This is a genomic window from Neobacillus paridis, assembly GCF_016765675.1.
Classification (GTDB): Bacteria; Bacillota; Bacilli; order Bacillales; family Cytobacillaceae; genus Neobacillus; species Neobacillus paridis.
The window spans coordinates 1-18,168 of record NZ_JAESWB010000362.1; the positions used below are offsets into that span (position 1 = coordinate 1).

General features: G+C 42.5%; 13 protein-coding genes and 1 other annotated feature. Of the genes, 3 read left to right on the forward strand and 10 right to left on the reverse strand.

Annotated elements, in window-relative coordinates; translation table 11 throughout:
• Positions 1-384: 384 nt before the first annotated feature.
• Both JK635_RS20910 and JK635_RS20915 read left to right on the forward strand, forming a co-directional pair.
• Entirely contained in the window at positions 385-1,065 is a 681-nt protein-coding gene (locus tag JK635_RS20910) for an HTTM domain-containing protein (RefSeq protein ID WP_235888283.1), read from the forward strand.
• A gap of 45 nt (positions 1,066-1,110) precedes the next feature.
• A complete protein-coding gene (locus tag JK635_RS20915; protein WP_202655868.1) occupies positions 1,111-2,295 on the forward strand; it encodes a transglutaminase-like domain-containing protein in 1,185 nt (394 codons plus the stop codon).
• A gap of 304 nt (positions 2,296-2,599) precedes the next feature.
• Here JK635_RS20915 and JK635_RS20920 read toward each other — a convergent pair whose 3' ends face one another.
• The 5 genes from JK635_RS20920 to JK635_RS20940 form a co-directional block, all read right to left on the reverse strand.
• Positions 2,600-3,430, reverse strand: coding sequence for an energy-coupling factor transporter transmembrane component T family protein (locus tag JK635_RS20920; protein ID WP_202655869.1), 831 nt, complete (start codon positions 3,428-3,430; stop codon positions 2,600-2,602).
• Positions 3,430-5,133, reverse strand: a complete 1,704-nt coding sequence (locus JK635_RS20925; RefSeq protein ID WP_202655870.1) for an ABC transporter ATP-binding protein — start codon at positions 5,131-5,133, stop codon at positions 3,430-3,432. Before JK635_RS20925 ends, JK635_RS20920 begins: the two co-directional genes overlap by 1 nt.
• 251 nt (positions 5,134-5,384) lie before the next feature.
• Positions 5,385-5,942 carry an ECF-type riboflavin transporter substrate-binding protein gene (locus tag JK635_RS20930; RefSeq protein ID WP_202655871.1) on the reverse strand — a complete coding sequence of 186 codons (558 nt, stop codon included), beginning with the start codon at positions 5,940-5,942 and terminating at the stop codon, positions 5,385-5,387.
• A gap of 339 nt (positions 5,943-6,281) precedes the next feature.
• Entirely contained in the window at positions 6,282-7,139 is an 858-nt protein-coding gene (locus JK635_RS20935; RefSeq protein WP_202655872.1) for an SAM hydrolase/SAM-dependent halogenase family protein, read from the reverse strand.
• A 240-nt stretch (positions 7,140-7,379) separates the two neighbouring features.
• Positions 7,380-7,673: a binding site (T-box leader), on the reverse strand.
• Between the two features lie 229 nt (positions 7,674-7,902).
• Complete coding sequence (locus JK635_RS20940; protein ID WP_202655873.1) at positions 7,903-10,986, reverse strand: efflux RND transporter permease subunit; 3,084 nt, start codon at positions 10,984-10,986, stop codon at positions 7,903-7,905.
• A gap of 98 nt (positions 10,987-11,084) precedes the next feature.
• Here JK635_RS20940 and JK635_RS20945 point away from each other — a divergent pair, with 98 nt between their 5' ends.
• A complete protein-coding gene (locus JK635_RS20945; protein ID WP_202655874.1) occupies positions 11,085-11,918 on the forward strand; it encodes a TetR/AcrR family transcriptional regulator in 834 nt (277 codons plus the stop codon).
• Between the two features lie 571 nt (positions 11,919-12,489).
• Here JK635_RS20945 and ftsH read toward each other — a convergent pair.
• The 5 genes from ftsH to JK635_RS20970 all read right to left on the reverse strand — a co-directional run bounded on the left by ftsH (position 12,490) and on the right by JK635_RS20970 (position 18,147).
• A complete protein-coding gene (gene ftsH / locus JK635_RS20950; protein ID WP_202655875.1) occupies positions 12,490-14,340 on the reverse strand; it encodes an ATP-dependent zinc metalloprotease FtsH in 1,851 nt (616 codons plus the stop codon).
• Positions 14,337-14,807: a MarR family winged helix-turn-helix transcriptional regulator gene (locus tag JK635_RS20955; RefSeq protein WP_202655876.1), complete on the reverse strand. Its 471-nt coding sequence runs from the start codon at positions 14,805-14,807 to the stop codon at positions 14,337-14,339. Before JK635_RS20955 ends, ftsH begins: the two co-directional genes overlap by 4 nt.
• 195 nt (positions 14,808-15,002) lie before the next feature.
• Positions 15,003-15,935, reverse strand: coding sequence for an ROK family protein (locus JK635_RS20960; RefSeq protein WP_202655877.1), 933 nt, complete (start codon positions 15,933-15,935; stop codon positions 15,003-15,005).
• Positions 15,936-16,171: 236 nt separating this feature from the next.
• Positions 16,172-17,359 (reverse strand): SIS domain-containing protein, encoded by a 1,188-nt coding sequence (locus JK635_RS20965; protein WP_202655878.1) that lies wholly within the window; start codon positions 17,357-17,359, stop codon positions 16,172-16,174.
• Positions 17,360-17,427: 68 nt separating this feature from the next.
• Positions 17,428-18,147, reverse strand: a complete 720-nt coding sequence (locus JK635_RS20970) for a GntR family transcriptional regulator (protein ID WP_202655879.1) — start codon at positions 18,145-18,147, stop codon at positions 17,428-17,430.
• Positions 18,148-18,168: the final 21 nt, after the last annotated feature.

Here is an 18,168-nt window from a genome sequence, read left to right on the forward strand (position 1 = left end):
TTTTTCATGTATTTAGCTTAGAACACTACCGCGCTTTCGCTTGGTGGCCCCTTCATTTGGTGAGCGATCTGACAATCCCTCACCAAATGAAGGGGTTAAATTTTGCCCACATTAATTTTACTCATACTTGTAAGTGTTAGATAATATAATAAGATTCGCCTCAATTAAAAGATCTTTAATAGGTGCTAGTATTTTAAGGGTAGGATTTGGCATCATAATTCTCTATTCATATGCCATAAACTATTCACAACGACAGTTCTTGTGGGGCCTAATGGTTTAACTAATACGGATTATTCTAAACAATTGGGAGAGTTTACCCTATTCAGCCTTAGTGACTCCATTATATACTTTGAATTCATCTTCCATTTAGGAATTGTAATAGCAATGTTGTTTACTTTGGGCTTTAAAACAAAAATTATGACTATATTAAATTTCATTTTCCTATATTCAATCTACCATCAAAATGGTTCTATACTAGATGGTGGAAATAATATTATGCTTATAATATCCATCTATTTAATATTTGTTAAGACCAATGAATATCTGTCTATAGATAAACACCTGAGGAAGAATAAAAAAGATAATATTTACTCCAATATACTTCATAATATGGGTATTCTCTCAATAATTGTACAGCTGTGTGTTGTATATTTAAATTCATCTTTATATAAGGTTATGGGTGAACAATGGCAAAATGGTACTGCTATCTATTACATTTTACAAGTTAAGGAATTCAATTTACCTTGGATAAGTAATTTAATTCTCTCTTCTGATATTTTGATAGTATTTATAACTTACTTCACCGTGATATTGCAAGTTGCTTTCCCTTTTTTATTATTCAATAGAATAACAAAATACATTGCTTTATTTTTTGTTGTACTAATGCATTTTGGTATAGCATTCGTAATGGGATTAGTGAGTTTCTCACTGACTATGGTATTGATTGATACAGTACTTATAAGTGATAATGATTACAAAAAAATATACTCATTTTCCAGACAAAAGATGTTGAAATTTAGAAAAAAAGAAGAAACAATCATAGAACCTATTTCAAAGTCAGTTTGAAATTAACACTAACAAGTATTTAATTTAAATGGGGGTGAAAATGGATTGAAGAAATCAATAAATATCGATTATTGGTATGAGAACACATTATTCGATAAGGTAGAATTATGGATGATGCTTCCTAAAGAAGGAATGAACCAATCAGTAAAACCTAAACAAGTCCATAGAGTTCCCACCGAAGAAAGTCTAGGATATTTCATTCTTCATAAAAATGATAAAATCCATTTGAATTTTGACGTGGATTGGTACAACCCAAAAAGCTATGAAGTTTATTTGAACAATGAAGAAGAAAAATATTATTTAAGAAATACTATCTTATCACCTATTAATGCAGAAATAACTGCTCTTGCGATGGAAATCACTAAAGGAAAAAATACTAAAAAGGATCAAGCGCGTGATATATTTGAATATATTGTTAATAATTTTAAATATAAATATCCACCTAGAAGTAGAGGAGCACTATCATTTTTAAAAGCAAAAGAAGGAGATTGTGGGGAGTTTTCCTTTTTGTTTTCTTCATTATGTAGATCCATTGGGATTCCAACAAGGACGATTTTTGGCGGATGGTCAAACGGAAAAATGAATGGTCATGCGTGGAACGAAATTTTCTTAGAAGATATAGGATGGTTTTCAGTAGATACGAGTATGGCTAATATACAAAAGAATAATCGATTTAGTTTTTTAATTAGCAACATAAGAACTATGCATTGGAAAAAATACTTTGGCCAAACAGAGGGACAAAGAATTATTTTTTCAAAAGATGCCGAAATTAAACTCTCACCTTCTTATATAAATTGTGTGGAAAAGTCGATAATAATTAAACCACTTTATATTAATAATACTCCATTCTATTGGGGACAAGAATCGTTGAATGGTTGCGCCCCTTATTTGCAACCAGCATATGTGAAGTTCGATGGAATTTTTGATCCTTCCAGTGCGACAATTAAAACATTTAATCTAATCGGAAATTGGAAAACCAAAGAAAACGGAATAAGGGGTATCTTATCTTCAATAAAAGCAATGCTAATAATGCCTTCTTTAATAGTTATGGTTATTAGTTTATTTTGGGATATTCTCCTTTTAGAACTAATCTATAAGTTAGGCCTTATTAGTGGCTTTTTATGTTTTATTCTTAGAAAAGAAAGGACTGTTGTATTTAGTATTCTACTATTTTTGATGATTCTCTCAATACTATCTACAATATCTCAATTAAGCGCATGTTCCTTATGAGGTGATAATATACAGCAGACAATTTATCACCAGTACGGACGATTCCGGTTTAGAAGCGATCAGCATTGGAGTTGTTGAACCAGGAAAAATGATGATTCAATTTGGATCTTCAAGTGCTACTTTCTAGAAAAGACAAATAGACCACCCCTTGACCTCAAAAATCTTTAGGTGGTCTATTTTCAATTTGATAAGACTGAGCCTACTGCCTATGTTGGCAAATTCGTTGTATTGACGTCAAGAATCTTCTTTTTGCTTTTATTACAATGTGGTGCCAAGACCCGATTTATCCTCCGTGTTTACTCCTTTAAAACGGATTATAAAACCGGTTGCCGTCATAAAAGGTAATATAAAGTGATACGATGAGCATGATGATAAATAACATAAGCGTGATGATATCTATCTTTTGAAATGGTCGGGCGCGGTACCAGGTGCGCTTTTTGTTTTTCCCAAATCCGCGCAGTTCCATCGCGTTGCTGATCATTTCAATTTTATCAAGGCTTGAAAGAATCAGCGGGATAATAATCGAAGCGGCATTCTTCAGTCGCTTCGACAGTTTTTCCTTGCGTGACATATCAATTCCGCGTGCCTGCTGTGACAATGAAATATTGCGGAAATCGCGCTGAATATCAGGGATATACCGCAGTGCCAGAGCAACTGCATAAGCAATTTTATAGCTGACGCCGATGCGGTTAAGCGACGCCGCAAATTCACTCGGATTCGTCGTTACGAGAAACAACAGCGCCGCCGGAATCACGGTAAAATATTTCAGCGTAACATTGAATTGATAAAACAATTGCTCCAGCGTGAGTGAATAGCGGCCGCCGCCAATATCCAAAAGGACGTGACGCGTTCCGTAAATTTTCACCCCTTCTTGCGGCGAAAAAACATAGATTGCCAGATTATTAATCAATAAAAATACTAAAATAAACAGGAGGACAAAGGCGACTTCCTTCCATTTTATTTTGGAAACTTTAAATATCGCGACACTGAACAGGAACAAGAACAGGAGCACCCGGGTATCGTAGGTTAGCATTGCCACCGTCGACCAGATCAAAAAGCAAAGCAGCTTGGTGACTCCTGTCAGCCGGTGCACCGGAGACTTCCGTTCAATATAAGAAAGCATTTCGACTGCCATTATTGCCGCACCTCCCGATCATAGGCAATAAACCGCTCGACAAACTGCTTCGGTTCACTGATTCCCGCCCGAACTGCTAATTCAAACAGCGACGTTTCCTTTAAATTCGCCTCTTCAATAATGCGGGCATCCGTGAGGACATTGACCGCTGTGTCATCAGCAATTTTCCGACCGCCAGCAATGACAATCGCCCTTGGTGTATACTCCAGCATCAAATGCATGTCATGGGTAATCATGATGATCGTCACACCCCGCTGATTCAGCTCCAGCAAGAATTCCATGATTTCGGTATAATGGCGGAAATCCTGCCCGGCCGTCGGCTCATCCAAAATGATGACCTCCGGTTCCAGCACTAAAATCGAGGCAATGGTGACGCGCTTTTTCTGTCCAAAACTGAGCGCTGAAATGGGCCAGTTTCGGAATGGATACAAGCCGCAGATTTTCAATGTAGCAAGGACCCGTTCTTTGATTTCTGCTTCCGGGACGCCACGGATCACAAGGCCGAGGGCCACTTCATCGTAGATCATCTGTTTCGAAATCATTTGATTCGGATTTTGCATCACCATACCGATCCGCAATGCTCGCTCTTTAATTGTATCTGCGGTAATGTCCTGACTGCGGTAATAAATTTTCCCCGCATTTGGCTTTTCAAAGCCGCAAATTAGTTTTGACAGCGTTGATTTCCCGGCGCCATTTTTGCCAACGATGCTGACCATCTCACCTTTTTGGATCGAAAAAGATACATCGTGAATCGTCGGCTGCCCCGGAAAATAGCTGAAATCAATCGCTTTTAATTCCAAAATCGTTTCTGTCTTATCTCTGGCCTTCGGGATGTCCACTTTTTCAAACCAATCGTGGAGTTGTTTTTTACAAGCGTTGATTTGAAAGGTATCTAGATGGGCAGGCCTCAGTTCCGGCGTCAGCCGGCAGCCAGCATATTTTACCGCTCTTACATACAGCGGCTCGCGGATTGAGCATTGCTCTAAAACAGGCGAGGCCAGCAGTTCATCCGGAGTCATGTCACTAATCACCCTGCCGTCGTCGATAACGATGATGCGGTCAACCGGGCAATGAAGCACATCTTCTAGACGATGCTCAATAATGATGACCGTTTTGTTTGTTTCCTGCTGAATCCGATCAATCAGTTCAATTGCGTATTTTCCAGTTGCCGGGTCCAGATTGGCCAGCGGCTCATCGAACAGCAAAATCTCGACCTCATCAACCATGACTCCGGCGAGGCAGACCCGTTGTTTTTGCCCGCCAGATAGCTGATGGGTCGAGGCCTCCAGATGGGGTTCCATATCCACAATTTTTGCCACTTCGGATACCTTCGTGATCATTTGCGGCTGCGGGAGACAGTCATTTTCCAAGGCAAAGGCAATATCCTCAGCCACCGTCAGACCAATGAATTGACCATCGGGGTCCTGCAGAACCATACCGACTTTTTTCGAAAGGGAGAATATGTCGAGCCCTTGGGTATCCTCACCGTCAATTGTTAAACTGCCTGTCACCTTCCCTTTATAAGAAAAGGGAACCAGTCCATTGAGACAATGGCCAAGGGTGCTTTTTCCCGACCCGGAAGGACCGACAATGAGAACCTTTTCCCCTTCATAGATCGTTAAATTAATGTCCTGTAATGTTGGTGCCGTCTGACTGCGGTACTGAAAGCTAAAATTCTCGAATTGAATGACCGGTTTCCTCATAGAATATATCTCCTAGCAGTACAAAGCTCGTTTTGGCTGTTATTTTTCAAAAAACAATGTGTTAAATTTGGTTATGTGCGAATTTTTCATGATGATTTCAGTGATTTCTCACATGATAACGGAAATTCTTTGTCGAAATCAGTGATTTCCCTCTAGATATCGGAGATTTTGCAGTCGATATCGGCGATTCCTTTGATGATACCAGCGAAACTGCTGTCGATATCGGATACTACTCCCAATAACCGCAGGAACTACACGTCCTTGGTGAGGCTGCCACTTTGGCCGCGGCTTTTGGCATAGATAGATAATAGCAGTGTACCGAGAACAGCGACTGTTACGATGTTCAGGCAACCGGCAACAATGCCTTGCAAATACACTTTGTTTACTGGTTCAGCATAAATCAGGACATCCAATGTTGGCGCTATTACCATCCAGCCAATTGCGTTAACGATAATTTGCACGACATTAAAGAGAATGATTTTTTTTACATTAAAAATTCCGGACTCAATATTGATTTTCTTCGTAGCTAAGCCGATGAAGAAGCCTACTAGGCCAGATACAACGACCCAGCTCCACCACGGTGTTCCGTAGAAAATGGCATCCTTTAAGGCATGGCCAATTAAGCCAATCAAACCGCCGGCAACCGGTCCGAAGATAATCGCCATTAACGCTAAAAAGCCGTACGATGTATCAAAGTTTGTATTCGGAACCCCTGTTGGAATTACCGCAAACCGCCCTAAAATCACAAACACGGCAGCACCAATTCCGATCGCTACAATCGTTTTTATTGATAACTGATTTCTTTTCATTGTTTTCTCCTCCTGTTTTTCTATTAATATCTCATTTAAAGATGCTTCCGCTTTTCTAATTGTCTAGCTCCAGCGCCTATCGCCTAGCAAACTTCAGGTCTCCTCCCTACGATAAGTCAACAAAGCAGCTTCTATGAAAAATCATCATGGAGCTTTGCGACGAGCTGAACATTCACTTCCTCGAATCGTCTTTGGCGCAGGAGCATCGTGTTTCCTTTATCTCATTCGAAGCCCCACCACAAGGAAGGCTTCGTCAGAATCAACATCGCACGAAGGAAAAGCGTTAGCTTTTTCGAGGAGTTTGTACGGCGATGACCAAGGCGCTTCCGCTTTTCTACTTCAATTGTAAACAATCTTCGGTATTTTGCGAATAGAAATTTTCCACGATGCCCCCGTTTCAATATGGTATGCTTTGGCAAAAGAGCCTTGGTTAATCGCTACGCCAATTTTATCCAGTGAATTGACATAAAGCAGTGGCTCGCCCAAATGGATATCAGCAAATGTCCGGCCATAGGTCATGATATTTTTATAGACTTGGCGGGTATCATTTTCAATCGTCACTTCAAAGGAATCACCATAATCAGCGGCTAAATCCTTTAGCAGCTTGCGGTCAATATTGGTCCATAAATTACCAAAACGAACATCAAGAATATCAATGTTTCCTGTCAGGACTTGGTTGGTAATTTTCGGCTCGTCCTTCGGCAGCTCAATTACCGAATCAACCGGCACTTCTGGTCCCACTTGTTCAAATGTAATGATATTGGATGACAGCCTGGCACCCGTGTAGGCATAAACATCACGCCCATGGAATGTATACGATTCACCGGAGTTCGGCAGGCGGTTGACCGATTCATCAATCATTCTCACCTCTTCTATACCGATACAGCTTTTAATATGTGTCAGCGTGCCGTTATCAGGTGTGACAATATATTGACCCAAAGCGGTTTTGGCGACAATACTGCGACGCTCCGAACCGACCCCCGGATCGACTACGGATACAAATACCGTTCCCTCCGGCCAATATGCAACCGTCTGATACAAGCGGTAGGAACCTTCCCAAATATTGTACTGCGGTATGTCATGAGTTAAATCAAAAATTCGAATCCCCGGATTCACTGATATCGCAACGCCATACATTGCACTGACGGCACCATCACTTAAGCCAAAATCTGTTTGCAATACGAGATTGTTATTCATTGTATTTTCCTCCCTTTCGTAAAATGCTCGGTCTTGACCGTTTTAGATAAAGTGAAACTTCCATGAGTGGGGGGGTTCTTCATCCCCCACTCATGGTTAGTTGAACCAATCGGACCTTTACGGGCAGTTGATCCCCCACCTAGATTCCATTTATAGACTTGGACTCTCGAGGTGGGGATCTTACTGCCCGTTAAGGCGGGAAAAATAAAAAACCACGCCCCTATCCATTGTTAGAAAATAGATAAGGACGTGGTTAAATCATCCACGTGGTACCACCTTAATTCGCTGTCTGCTCACGCAAATCAGCCTCTGCAAGTACGAGAGCGCGAATGCCGCTCTTTATACTGTGGTATTGATAACGAGTACCAAATCTCGTCGGAACCTACTTCAATCTATTGTGCTCATGCTTGAATAGATTGTTTCAGCACGCAGCTCTGAGGCCATTTTTCGGATTCGTACTTTTGCTTCTTTTCAGCTACCGAAGCTCTCTGTGAAAAATACCTGAATCGTACTTTCCCTCTTCAACGCTTTAATTTGCTTATTTACTTTGAAAATTTATTCAAATTATATTCCTTGTTTTTTAAATAGTCAAGCAAAAAAATAATTTCAGAGAGCTGCCAGCAAGTGAGGAGACCCATCCGCAAGTAACCTCTGCACATGTAAGTAACAGGTGACTTTCCGCAAGTAAATACTGCCTCCAAAAATAACTCCACCTTTTCCATAAAAAACAGAGAGCCCTTTCGCCCTCTGTCTTTCATGCTATTTAGTTTTCTTCAATGTCCCTGCGGTTTTTCTTGAAGAGCTTGGATAAGATTTCATATACAATCGGTACGACCACCAACGTTAATAGCGTTGAACTGGTGAGACCGCCGATAACGGTAATAGCAAGGCCTTTGGAAATTAGGGCACTGCCTCCTGCACCAAACGCGAGCGGCATCAGTGCACCAATGGTCGCAATGGCGGTCATCAAGATTGGCCGAAGACGTGTTGCCCCCGCTTCGAGAATCGCTTCACGCATGACGAGACCTTCCCGCTCTTTATGAATAATCCGATCGACAAGCACGATCGCGTTCGTTACGACAATTCCGATTAACATCAACAGTCCCATCATGACCGGAACAGAAATCGTTTCGCCGGCTAGGAATAAGCCAACGAACGAACCGATCACGGCAAATGGCAGCGAGAACAGAATCGCAAACGGCGCGAGACCTTCACCAAAGGTAACCACCAGGATAAAGTAAACGATCGCCACCGCCGCAAGCATCGCGACACCAAGCTGTGTGAACGTTTCATTCATATCGGCCTGGACACCGGCAACACCGGTTGTCACCCCTTTTGGCAAGTCCAGCTTATCAATTTTTTTCTGGGCACTCGAAGTGACTTTGGAAACATCTTTGTCGGTGATTTTCCCGGTAACCGTGGCATAGTATTCGCCTTTACTGCGTGTCAGGGTGTTTTGAGTTGTGCCCTTTTTCACCGTGACAAGCTCAGAGAGCGGCATGGTCTTACCAAGCGCTGTCGGGACCGGTGTGTCTAACATCTCGTTAATCGATTTAGGCTGCTTGGATTGTGGCTGCTGCACGATGACATCCATCGATTTCCCATCTTTTTCAATCGTCGTTAATACATTTTCCGTTCTTTGCGGGTTCAGCATCATGACCAGCTGACCGGCTGTTAGACCGTAATTGATTAATTTATCTTGTTCCACGCGGAAGGTATACTTAACAAACGCATCTTCAACACTGGAAGTAACATCTTTTAAGCCTTTTTGTTTCTTCAACGTATCTTCGGCCATCTTAACTGATTTATTCAGTTTACCGAGATCTTCACTGTAGAAGGTATAGCTGACCTCATTACCGCCGACCGACATTGATGAGAAGTTTTGGCTCTTCCACTCGCCAGATTGATTGATATTTTTCAATTCATCTTCAATTTTATCGCGAACTTCCGGGAAGTTCTTCATGTCCGGATCAAAGATCAGGTACATTAAGGCGCCGCTGCCACCGCCGCCCATCATCACTGCTGATTCGTCACCGGCTTCAGTAATCGATACTTGAACCGTATCAATATCTTTGCGTTTCAGCATCTTATCTTCGACGACTTTGACGTTTTGCACAGTTTCTTCATGAAGCTCGCCAGCCTTTGGCGTGTACGTTAAGTACATCACTTTGTCCTCGTCACTGCCCATAAAGCTAAAACCAATCAGTGGTGTCAAAGCTACACTGCCGGCTAATAAAAGTAAGGCAAGAACCGAGGCGATAATTTTATGGTTCAGCACTTTATCGAGAAAACCTTTGTACCATTTTGCTAGTCTTCCAGCCTCTTTGTGGCTCTTCTCCGTTTTCTCGCCGTAGAGCTTTTTCTTAAATAAGGTGTGGGAGAATGCTGGTACGACAGTGATTGCCACCAGCAATGAAGCACCAAGCGCAAAGGCCATCGTTAAAGCGAACGGTACGAACAGTTCGCCCACCATCCCGCCGACAAACATTAATGGCGCGAATACAGCTACCGTTACTAATGTTGAGGCTAAAATTGGTTTGAACATTTCAATCGTTGCTTCGCGAATCAGGGCCCGGCCGTTTAGTTTTTCCTCTTTCAAATGCAGGCGCCGGTAGATATTTTCGACGACGACGATCGAGTCATCGATGACCCGACCAATCGCAACGGTAATCGCACCGAGCGTCATAATATTGAGGGTAATATCGAGCCAGTGCAACAGCATTAATGCCATAAAAATGGACACTGGGATTGAAATGATTGAAATCATCATCGATTTAAAATCACGTAAGAACAAAAGGATGATAAGGACGGCAATCAAGCCGCCAAATACAGCTTTTTCCACCATTGTTGAAATCGACTCTTCGATTGGCTTTCCTTGGTCAAGGGTAACATTGATCACCAAGCCATCGATTTTCGCCTTTTCATCTTTAATTAATTTTTTTACTTTGTTGACGACATCGACGGTATTGGCCCGCTGACCTTTGACAATTTGAATCGCGATCGCGTCTTTACCGTTTGTCCGTGAGATCGATTGGACTTTACCGACCTTTTTAATGTCGGCGATATCACCCAGTTTAACAAATGGTGATGGATGTGCCGCTGACGGTGTGACCGGGATTTTCATGTTCTTCAGTTCTTTTACAGTCATGAATTTGCCGTCGATGGCAACGGCCTGCTCGCCTTGCTTGAACTCATACAGGCCTAAGGAAACAGACATATTGCTCGCTTGGATCATCTCTTTGACTTTATCTTCGGTTAAGCCAAATTGATCCATTTTTGCTTTGTTATATGTCAGGTCGACTTCATCGATGTGCTGACCGGTAATCGTTGCCGAGGCAACGCCATCCAGTTTTTCAATCTTTGGCAGCAAGCTCGCCTCAACTGTTGACGTTAAATCCACAATATTTTCTTTCGTGCTACTGACACTTAAGGCGATGACCGGCATCATGTTCATGCTGATCGCTGAAGTTGTCGGTTCCTTCGCATCTTCCGGTAATTTTATCGAGTCCAGCGCTGATTTCAGCTCACGCTTCGCCTCGTCCATGTCAATACCATACTCGTATTCCACTTGTATGCTCGCCATGTTGGCATAGGAATTGGAATAAACCGCCTTTACATGGTCAAGACCTTCGGCTGCTTTTTCAATCGGCTTGGACACATCCTGCATTACCTGTTCAGGAGTGGCCCCCGGATAAACATCCGTCACCATTAAGTATGGAATGGAGATGTTTGGAATCGTCTCCATGTTCATTCTTGTCCCTGAATAGATCCCAGATGCCGTGATGATAATGGTTAAAAGCCACACTGCTAATTTATTCCGAATGACAAAATTGACTAATCCTTTCACTATTACACCTACCCTTAATTGACTAATAAGACTCAATTATTTATAATAATGACCGGTTAGTCATTTGTCAACAAATAGACATGGGAGCGGATGTAAAAATGTCAAAAAAACAATTGATTATGGATACAGCGTTGGAGCTTTTTGCAAAACAGGGATTTGAAGCAACATCCGTCCAGGAAATCACATCGCATTGCGGAATATCAAAGGGAGCCTTTTACTTAGTTTTCAAGTCAAAGGATGAATTGATCCTGGCCTTAATTGACCATTTTATGAGGCAGATTACCTCCGATATTGACCACATAGTCAGAAACACGAAGGAGGAGGAACTTTTATATCAGTTTTTTTATACGATCTATAAATATTTTTATAAGCATTCTGATTTTGCAAAAGTTCTCTTTAAGGAACAATCGCAAACTTTTAACAAAGCGCTGATTTTAAAGATGCAATACTACGATAAATTGTTAACAAATAGCATCCTTTCGATGATAGACCGTTTATTTGGCGAAGCAGTCAAGGAGATCAAATACGATTTGATGTACTGCGTTAAAGGCTTGATCAATACGTATGCCCAGTTATTTGTGTTTTTTGTCATACCATTGGATTTAAACGTGCTGGCACAGTCGCTTGTGGAAAAAACAAGTCTGCTGGCCAAGCATATGACCGTCCCATTTATTTCGGAGGATCTGGTTGATTTGATTAGGTTATGCCAGCCGCTGAATGAAGAGGTGACGAAGGAACAAATTATCACCGTCGTCGACAGTAAAATAGCGGAAATGGAAGAATCGCTTGAAAAAGAATCGTTGGTTTTGCTGAAGGAGGAGCTGCTTGAACCTAAGTTCCCGCCAGCAGTGGTTGTAGGATTGCTTGAAAACATCCGCAAGCATCCCCATTGCAAGTGGGTGGCTTACTTGCTACGGCGGTATTTTGATTAGGGAGCGCTGGGGGGAATACCCAAGCTTTTTTGGTAATAGCATTCATCGTTGTCGGACAGGTTAACGGTGGTTGCGAATGAGAATATGCTATAGAACTCCGCTATGGGACAAGTTGATGTTTTTGCATGCTGGTTTGTCCTTCATCACCATGATGAAAGACAGTTTGCCCGATTTTTCATGCTGGTTTGTCCTTCATCACCACGGTGAAGGACAGTTTGGTCGACTTCTCATGCCATTTTGTCCTTCATCGCCATGATGAAAGACAGTTTGCCCGATTTCCAATGCTATTTTGTCCTTCATCACCACGATGAAGGACAGTTTGCCCGATTTCCAATGCCGTTTTGTCCTTCATCACCACGATGAAGGACAGTTTGGCCGATTTTTCATGCCGTTTTGTCCTTCATCACCATGATGAAAGACAGTTTGGCCGATTTCTCATGCTATTTTGTCCTTCATCACCACGATGAAGGACAGGTTGAACCAATTTATCCTGAGGGGCCCTGCTTAAACACAATCACCGATTTTTCCAATCATGTTTTTCCTAAACAAACATTTCCAAGACATCCTGAATTTATACAAGGGACTTAGAAAGATCAACTTCCTGCTTTCCAGTTAGGATCGCCATGAATTCCTCACCGGTGATCGTTTCTTTTTCCAAAAGGTACTTCGTTAACTCATGCAGCTTGTCAATGTTTTCCTGCAAAATATCCTTGGCCTTTTGGTGGCTGGCCTTGATGATTTTCAGCACTTCGGCGTCGACCTTTGAAGCTGTTTCGGCTGAGACCATCAACGTTGTGTCCCCGCCCAAATATGGGTTATTCACCGTTTCCAGCGCCATCATGTCAAATTCATCGCTCATCCCGAATCTTGTTACCATCGAGCGGGCAATCTTGGTCGCTTGCTCGATATCGTTGGAGGCGCCAGACGTGATTGTTTTAAAAATAATTTCTTCCGCGGCGCGGCCCCCCATAAAGGTGGTAATTTTATCTAATGCCTGCTCTTTTGTCATCAAAATGGTCTCATGTTCATCGACCTGCATCGTGTAGCCCAAGGCACCTGACGTCCTTGGAATAATCGTAATTTTGTGAACAGGCGCCGAGTGGCTCTGTTTCGCTGCTACCAAAGCATGGCCAATTTCATGATAGGCAATCGTTAATTTATCCTTCATCGAAATCACGGCATTTTTCCGCTGATAACCGGCAATGACCACTTCAACCGACTCTTCCAAGTCACTTTGCGTAACTTTATTGCGCCCAAGCCGGACGGCACGCAACGCCGCTTCATTGATAATATTCGCCAAATCCGCACCAGAGGCCCCCGATGTTGCCCTGGCAATCACATTAAAGTCAACGTTATCGTCAAGCTTCACCTTTTTTGCATGAACTCGTAAAATCGACTCGCGGCCTGCTAAATCTGGCAATTCAACTGGAACACGGCGATCAAACCGCCCCGGACGAAGCAGGGCTTTATCCAATGTTTCAGGTCTGTTGGTTGCAGCGAGGATAACAACCCCTTTATCAGCATCGAAACCATCCATCTCGGTCAACAGCTGGTTCAAGGTCTGCTCGCGTTCATCATTGCCGCCGACCATGCCGGAATTCCGGCTTTTCCCGATGGCGTCAATTTCGTCGATAAACACAATGCACGGAGCTTTTTCCTGTGCTTGTTTAAAAAGGTCGCGGACCCGCGCCGCGCCCATGCCGACGAACATCTCGACAAATTCAGATCCCGACATCGAGAAGAACGGCACCTTTGACTCTCCGGCAACAGCTTTGGCCAGCAACGTTTTCCCGGTACCAGGAGGTCCAACGAGCAGCGCCCCTTTGGGAATATTGGCACCAATTTCTTTATATTTTTTCGGATTATCGAGGAAATCAACAATTTCCTGTAATGCCTCTTTTGCCTCGTCCTGTCCGGCAACATCTTTAAAGGTAATGCCTGTTTGCGCTTCGACATAAACTTTGGCATTACTTTTTCCAAACGACAAAGCATTGCCGCCGCCCATCATCCTGCTTTGGAATTTGCGCGTTAACCATTGGCCAATCGCGATAAAAATCAGAAACGGGAGAATCCACGTCAAGAAGAAATTCAACAGCGGCGAATTTTCCTTCGGAATGACCTTGGTGAATTTCACATTCGCTTGATGGAGCCGGTCCACCAGTTGCGGATCGTCCATGACGCCCGTCTTGTAGTACTTATAGTTACCGGCATTTTCCGGTTTAAAAACAATATAATTCTCCTCAATTTGGACCTCTTTTACCTGTCCTTTATCGACCATTGTTAAAAACGTCCCATAATCAACCTCTTTTACCGAATGGCGGGTAATTTCCGGAAAAATCACCGAATTTAACAATAGGACGACAACTAAAATAATTCCATAATAAAAAATAAGCGGTTTTTTTGGCGGTTTGATTTCTTTCATGGTGTTTCTCCTACCTCTCCTTCGTCATCACTACCCATTTTTAGCAGCAATGAGCTTATTTTGCCCATTCCCGCTGTAATCATTTCAAAAGTTTCCTCGGCCTCGTTTGCGAGAATGCGGGTCAACTTGTCATTTAAATAGCGATCAATTTCGCGAATTGTCCCTTCGCCGAAATCAGTTAATCGGATTCGAACTACTCTTTCATCGGTTTGGTCCCTCATCCGCCTGACAAAGCCTTGCTTTTCAAGCTTTTTGCACATCGTCGAAATATTGGCACCGGCGATCCCACAGGCTTCAGCCAGACTGCCGATTGTATGCGGTCCTTGACGGTATATTTCCATTAGAAGCCGGAACTGCAGCATGGTTAAGCCATAATTTACCCCTAAAAAACGGAAAGCAGTATTCACATTTTCATTTATTTCACGATGATATTCTAAAATGATCCGCTTAAACTCGTGTAAATTCATTGGGAACCTCCAAACTTGATTTATTTATGGAGAAAATTGTTTATACATTATATATATTATACGTCATAACTTCAACCAAAACAGCTTTCGACCCCGCCAACACGAAAAAGAAGCAAGAGACAGCTCCCTTGCTTCAAATCAGCTTACTGCGAGTTGAACGACATCATCACCTGTTGGGCCGATTTATCGGCGGGTTTAAGCAATCGGATGTTTGAATTTTTTTAACGTCAAATAACAGGCACCGTACAGACCGGCAAGATTGCCCAAAGCAGACGGAAATACAAGCGTGTCCTGATGATAGAGGGGCATAATTTCCTGTTTCAAGCCGTTGTTAATGGCGGCGAAAAACTGATCACCCTGCTCGGCGATGCCGCCCCCGATCACAATCGCCTCTGGGTTTAACAGATGCGTTACATTTGCCAATCCGACACAAATATAATGAATAAACTGTTCATACACTGCGACAGCAAGCGGATCCCGCCTCGCGACGAGGGCAATTATTTCTTCTCCGGAAATGTGCTCAATCACTTCGCTATTTTGCTGTTTTTTTTCGATATAGTCCTGGACTAACACAGAAGTGGCGGCATATCTTTCATAGCAGCCTTTCCGACCGCAGCTGCACGGCCGCCCATTGTCAACAATTACCGTATGGCCCAATTCCCCGGCCAGGTTACCCGAACCATTAACAACTTTCCCATCGATAATAATGGCACTGCCAATACCTGTTCCTAATGTTAAAAAAACAACATTTTTCTTTCCCTTAATGGCGCCTTTCCACATTTCTCCGTAACAGGCACTTTTTACATCGTTCTCAACACTAACCGGCAAGTTGGTTTTAGCGGTTAAAATTTTTGCCAGCTTCATGCCGGAATAGCCTTTAAGATTGCTCGAGAACAAAATTTCCCCCTTCTCGCAATCAACAAGACCGCAGGAGGAAATGCCAATACCGGTAAGAGGAAATGCTCTTGTTAATTCCCTAATCTTTCCTGTTAAAACCTCGGGAAGCTCCGTTTGGAGGTTCTCTTTCGGGGTCGGCACTTTATCCTTCAAATGAAGCTGGCCATCGCGATCAATCAGGCCATATTTGATAAACGTGCCACCAATATCAAAGCAGGCGATATAGTCCAACTTAAGACCTCCTCGTTAAATCATGTACCTTGATTTGCTTGACAAATTCGTACTTTCAAGAATTTCCGCGAATTCGTGCAAAAATAGCATCTGCTCATCCGCACTGATCTCCGCCCCTTTTCAAGGATTTTAATTTTCCAAATTATGAATATTAAATGCCGGCACAGCATAACCTTTTGACTGAGCATCTAGTAAAATTGTACTCTTTGAAATAATCATCCTGCTACTCCTCTCCGTTATTCATTTTGATAAGTATGGATCGTTACACCTTTCACAACTCTGTTCACGACACCTGAAGGGGAAGGATTGTCCGGTATAAAGCCGCGTTCCACTGATTTATACAGGGCAAAGGTTTGAGCATACAAAATGTAAGGGAAGGCGAGGAAAATATCGTCAGCGATATTCTCGAGATTAAGATGGAAGCAAACATCACAATATTGTTCAGCAGCCTCATCCTTAACAGAAGAAATCGCAATCAACTTCCCGCGGTCCGGCTCACGATAAATTTCTTCTAAAATATCAAGATCGTATTTTCTTGTATAAGGGTTACTTGATAAAAATACAAATACTATCGTTTCCTTATCTAAAACTGATTTCGGACCATGCCGAAACCCTAACGATGTATCAAAGGTTGTCGAAATCGTTCCACCTGTTAATTCCAACAGTTTTAGCGATGCCTCCCGTGATAAACCTTCAAAGACTCCGGAACCTAAATACACAACCTTGGAAAATGATAATCCAGCCAGTTGTTTAATCTTTTCTTCGCTTTCTTGAATGACCGCTTCACCGGCGTGAATGATTTCATCAACCGTGGTTACCTGAGCCTCCAGCTGATCAATGTGAAATAGCAAAAGCACTGAAAGAAGCATGGTCGTATAGCTGCTCGTCATCGCAAAGCCCTGGTCGTTCGCTTTTTCAGGCATAAAAATTACCAAGTGGTTTTCATCATGTTTCTTTTCCTCAGCTAAGCGCCCTGTAGGATTACAGGTTAAGATAATACCGTAAAAATCCTTGATCATTTGTTCACCCAACTGAACCGCCGCCAGGCTCTCAGGACTGTTTCCTGAGCGAGCAAAGGAAATCATAATCGTCGGAAAGTCTGCATCCAGATAGGAGTAGGGATTCGAAACAATATTGGTTGTCGCAATACTTTCCACGACTATTTTTTTGTAATTAACAATCCCTTTTAAATGGGGAAGCACCGTTTCGCCAACAAAGGCCGATGTTCCTGCCCCTGTTAAAATAACGCGCACTTGCTCGTGCTTTTTTTCGATGCTCTTGATAAATTGAATGATCCGCTCACGATTATCTAAAAGAATCTCCAAAGTCTCTTTCCATAACCCCGGCTGTTGCGCTATTTCTTTAGCAGTATGGACGGCGCCAACCTTCATTCTCACCGTCTCATTAGACTTTAAAAGGTCCATGAATTCTCCTCCTTACAACTGTTCATGTCGTCATTACCAGTTTAGTTGGAAATAGACACAAAATGTATCTATTTCAGCTCTACTGTATAAGTAAACTTATCACCTCTAGCAATGGAAACGGTATATTCAATGACCTTGCTTTGATCATACGTAATTCGTTCTAACAGTAAGCATGGAGAGCCTTCGACGATCTGTAACATGTCCGCCTCCATTTTGTCCGCACTTACTGCTTTAAAGCTTTCCACTGCACTCGAGATGTTTACATTGTATTGTTCTCGAAATACTTCATACATTGGGGCATGCTCCAAGTCTTCACGGGAAAGGCTACTAAAAACATCCACCGGCAAATAAGAGGTTTCATATAACATCGGCTCTGCGTCTGCAAGCCTGAGGCGAGTTACTTTAAAAAGTTCTGTTTCGACCCTTAGGTTCATGACTTTTGCCAATTTGCTATCAGCAATCACCTTACTGAAGGAAATCACCTGTGTCGTTGGATGTTTCCCTGCTTTCTTCATTTCTTCGGTAAAACTATAAAATTTCACCAGGCTTTGTTTATATGTTCTCGGTGAAACATATGTCCCTTTTCCATGAATTTTATAAATATACCCTTCCTTTTCCAGCTCCTGCATCGTTTGCCTTACCGTTGTCCGGCTGACTTCATAAGTTTCGCATAATTCCCGTTCAGATGGGAGCTGATCATTCTCTCCAAGCTCACCTGATTCAATTTTTTCCAACAAGATATCCATTAGCTGGTGATAAAGTGGGAGTCGAGAATCCTTTTCTACCATGATAAACTCCTTTAAAGTGGT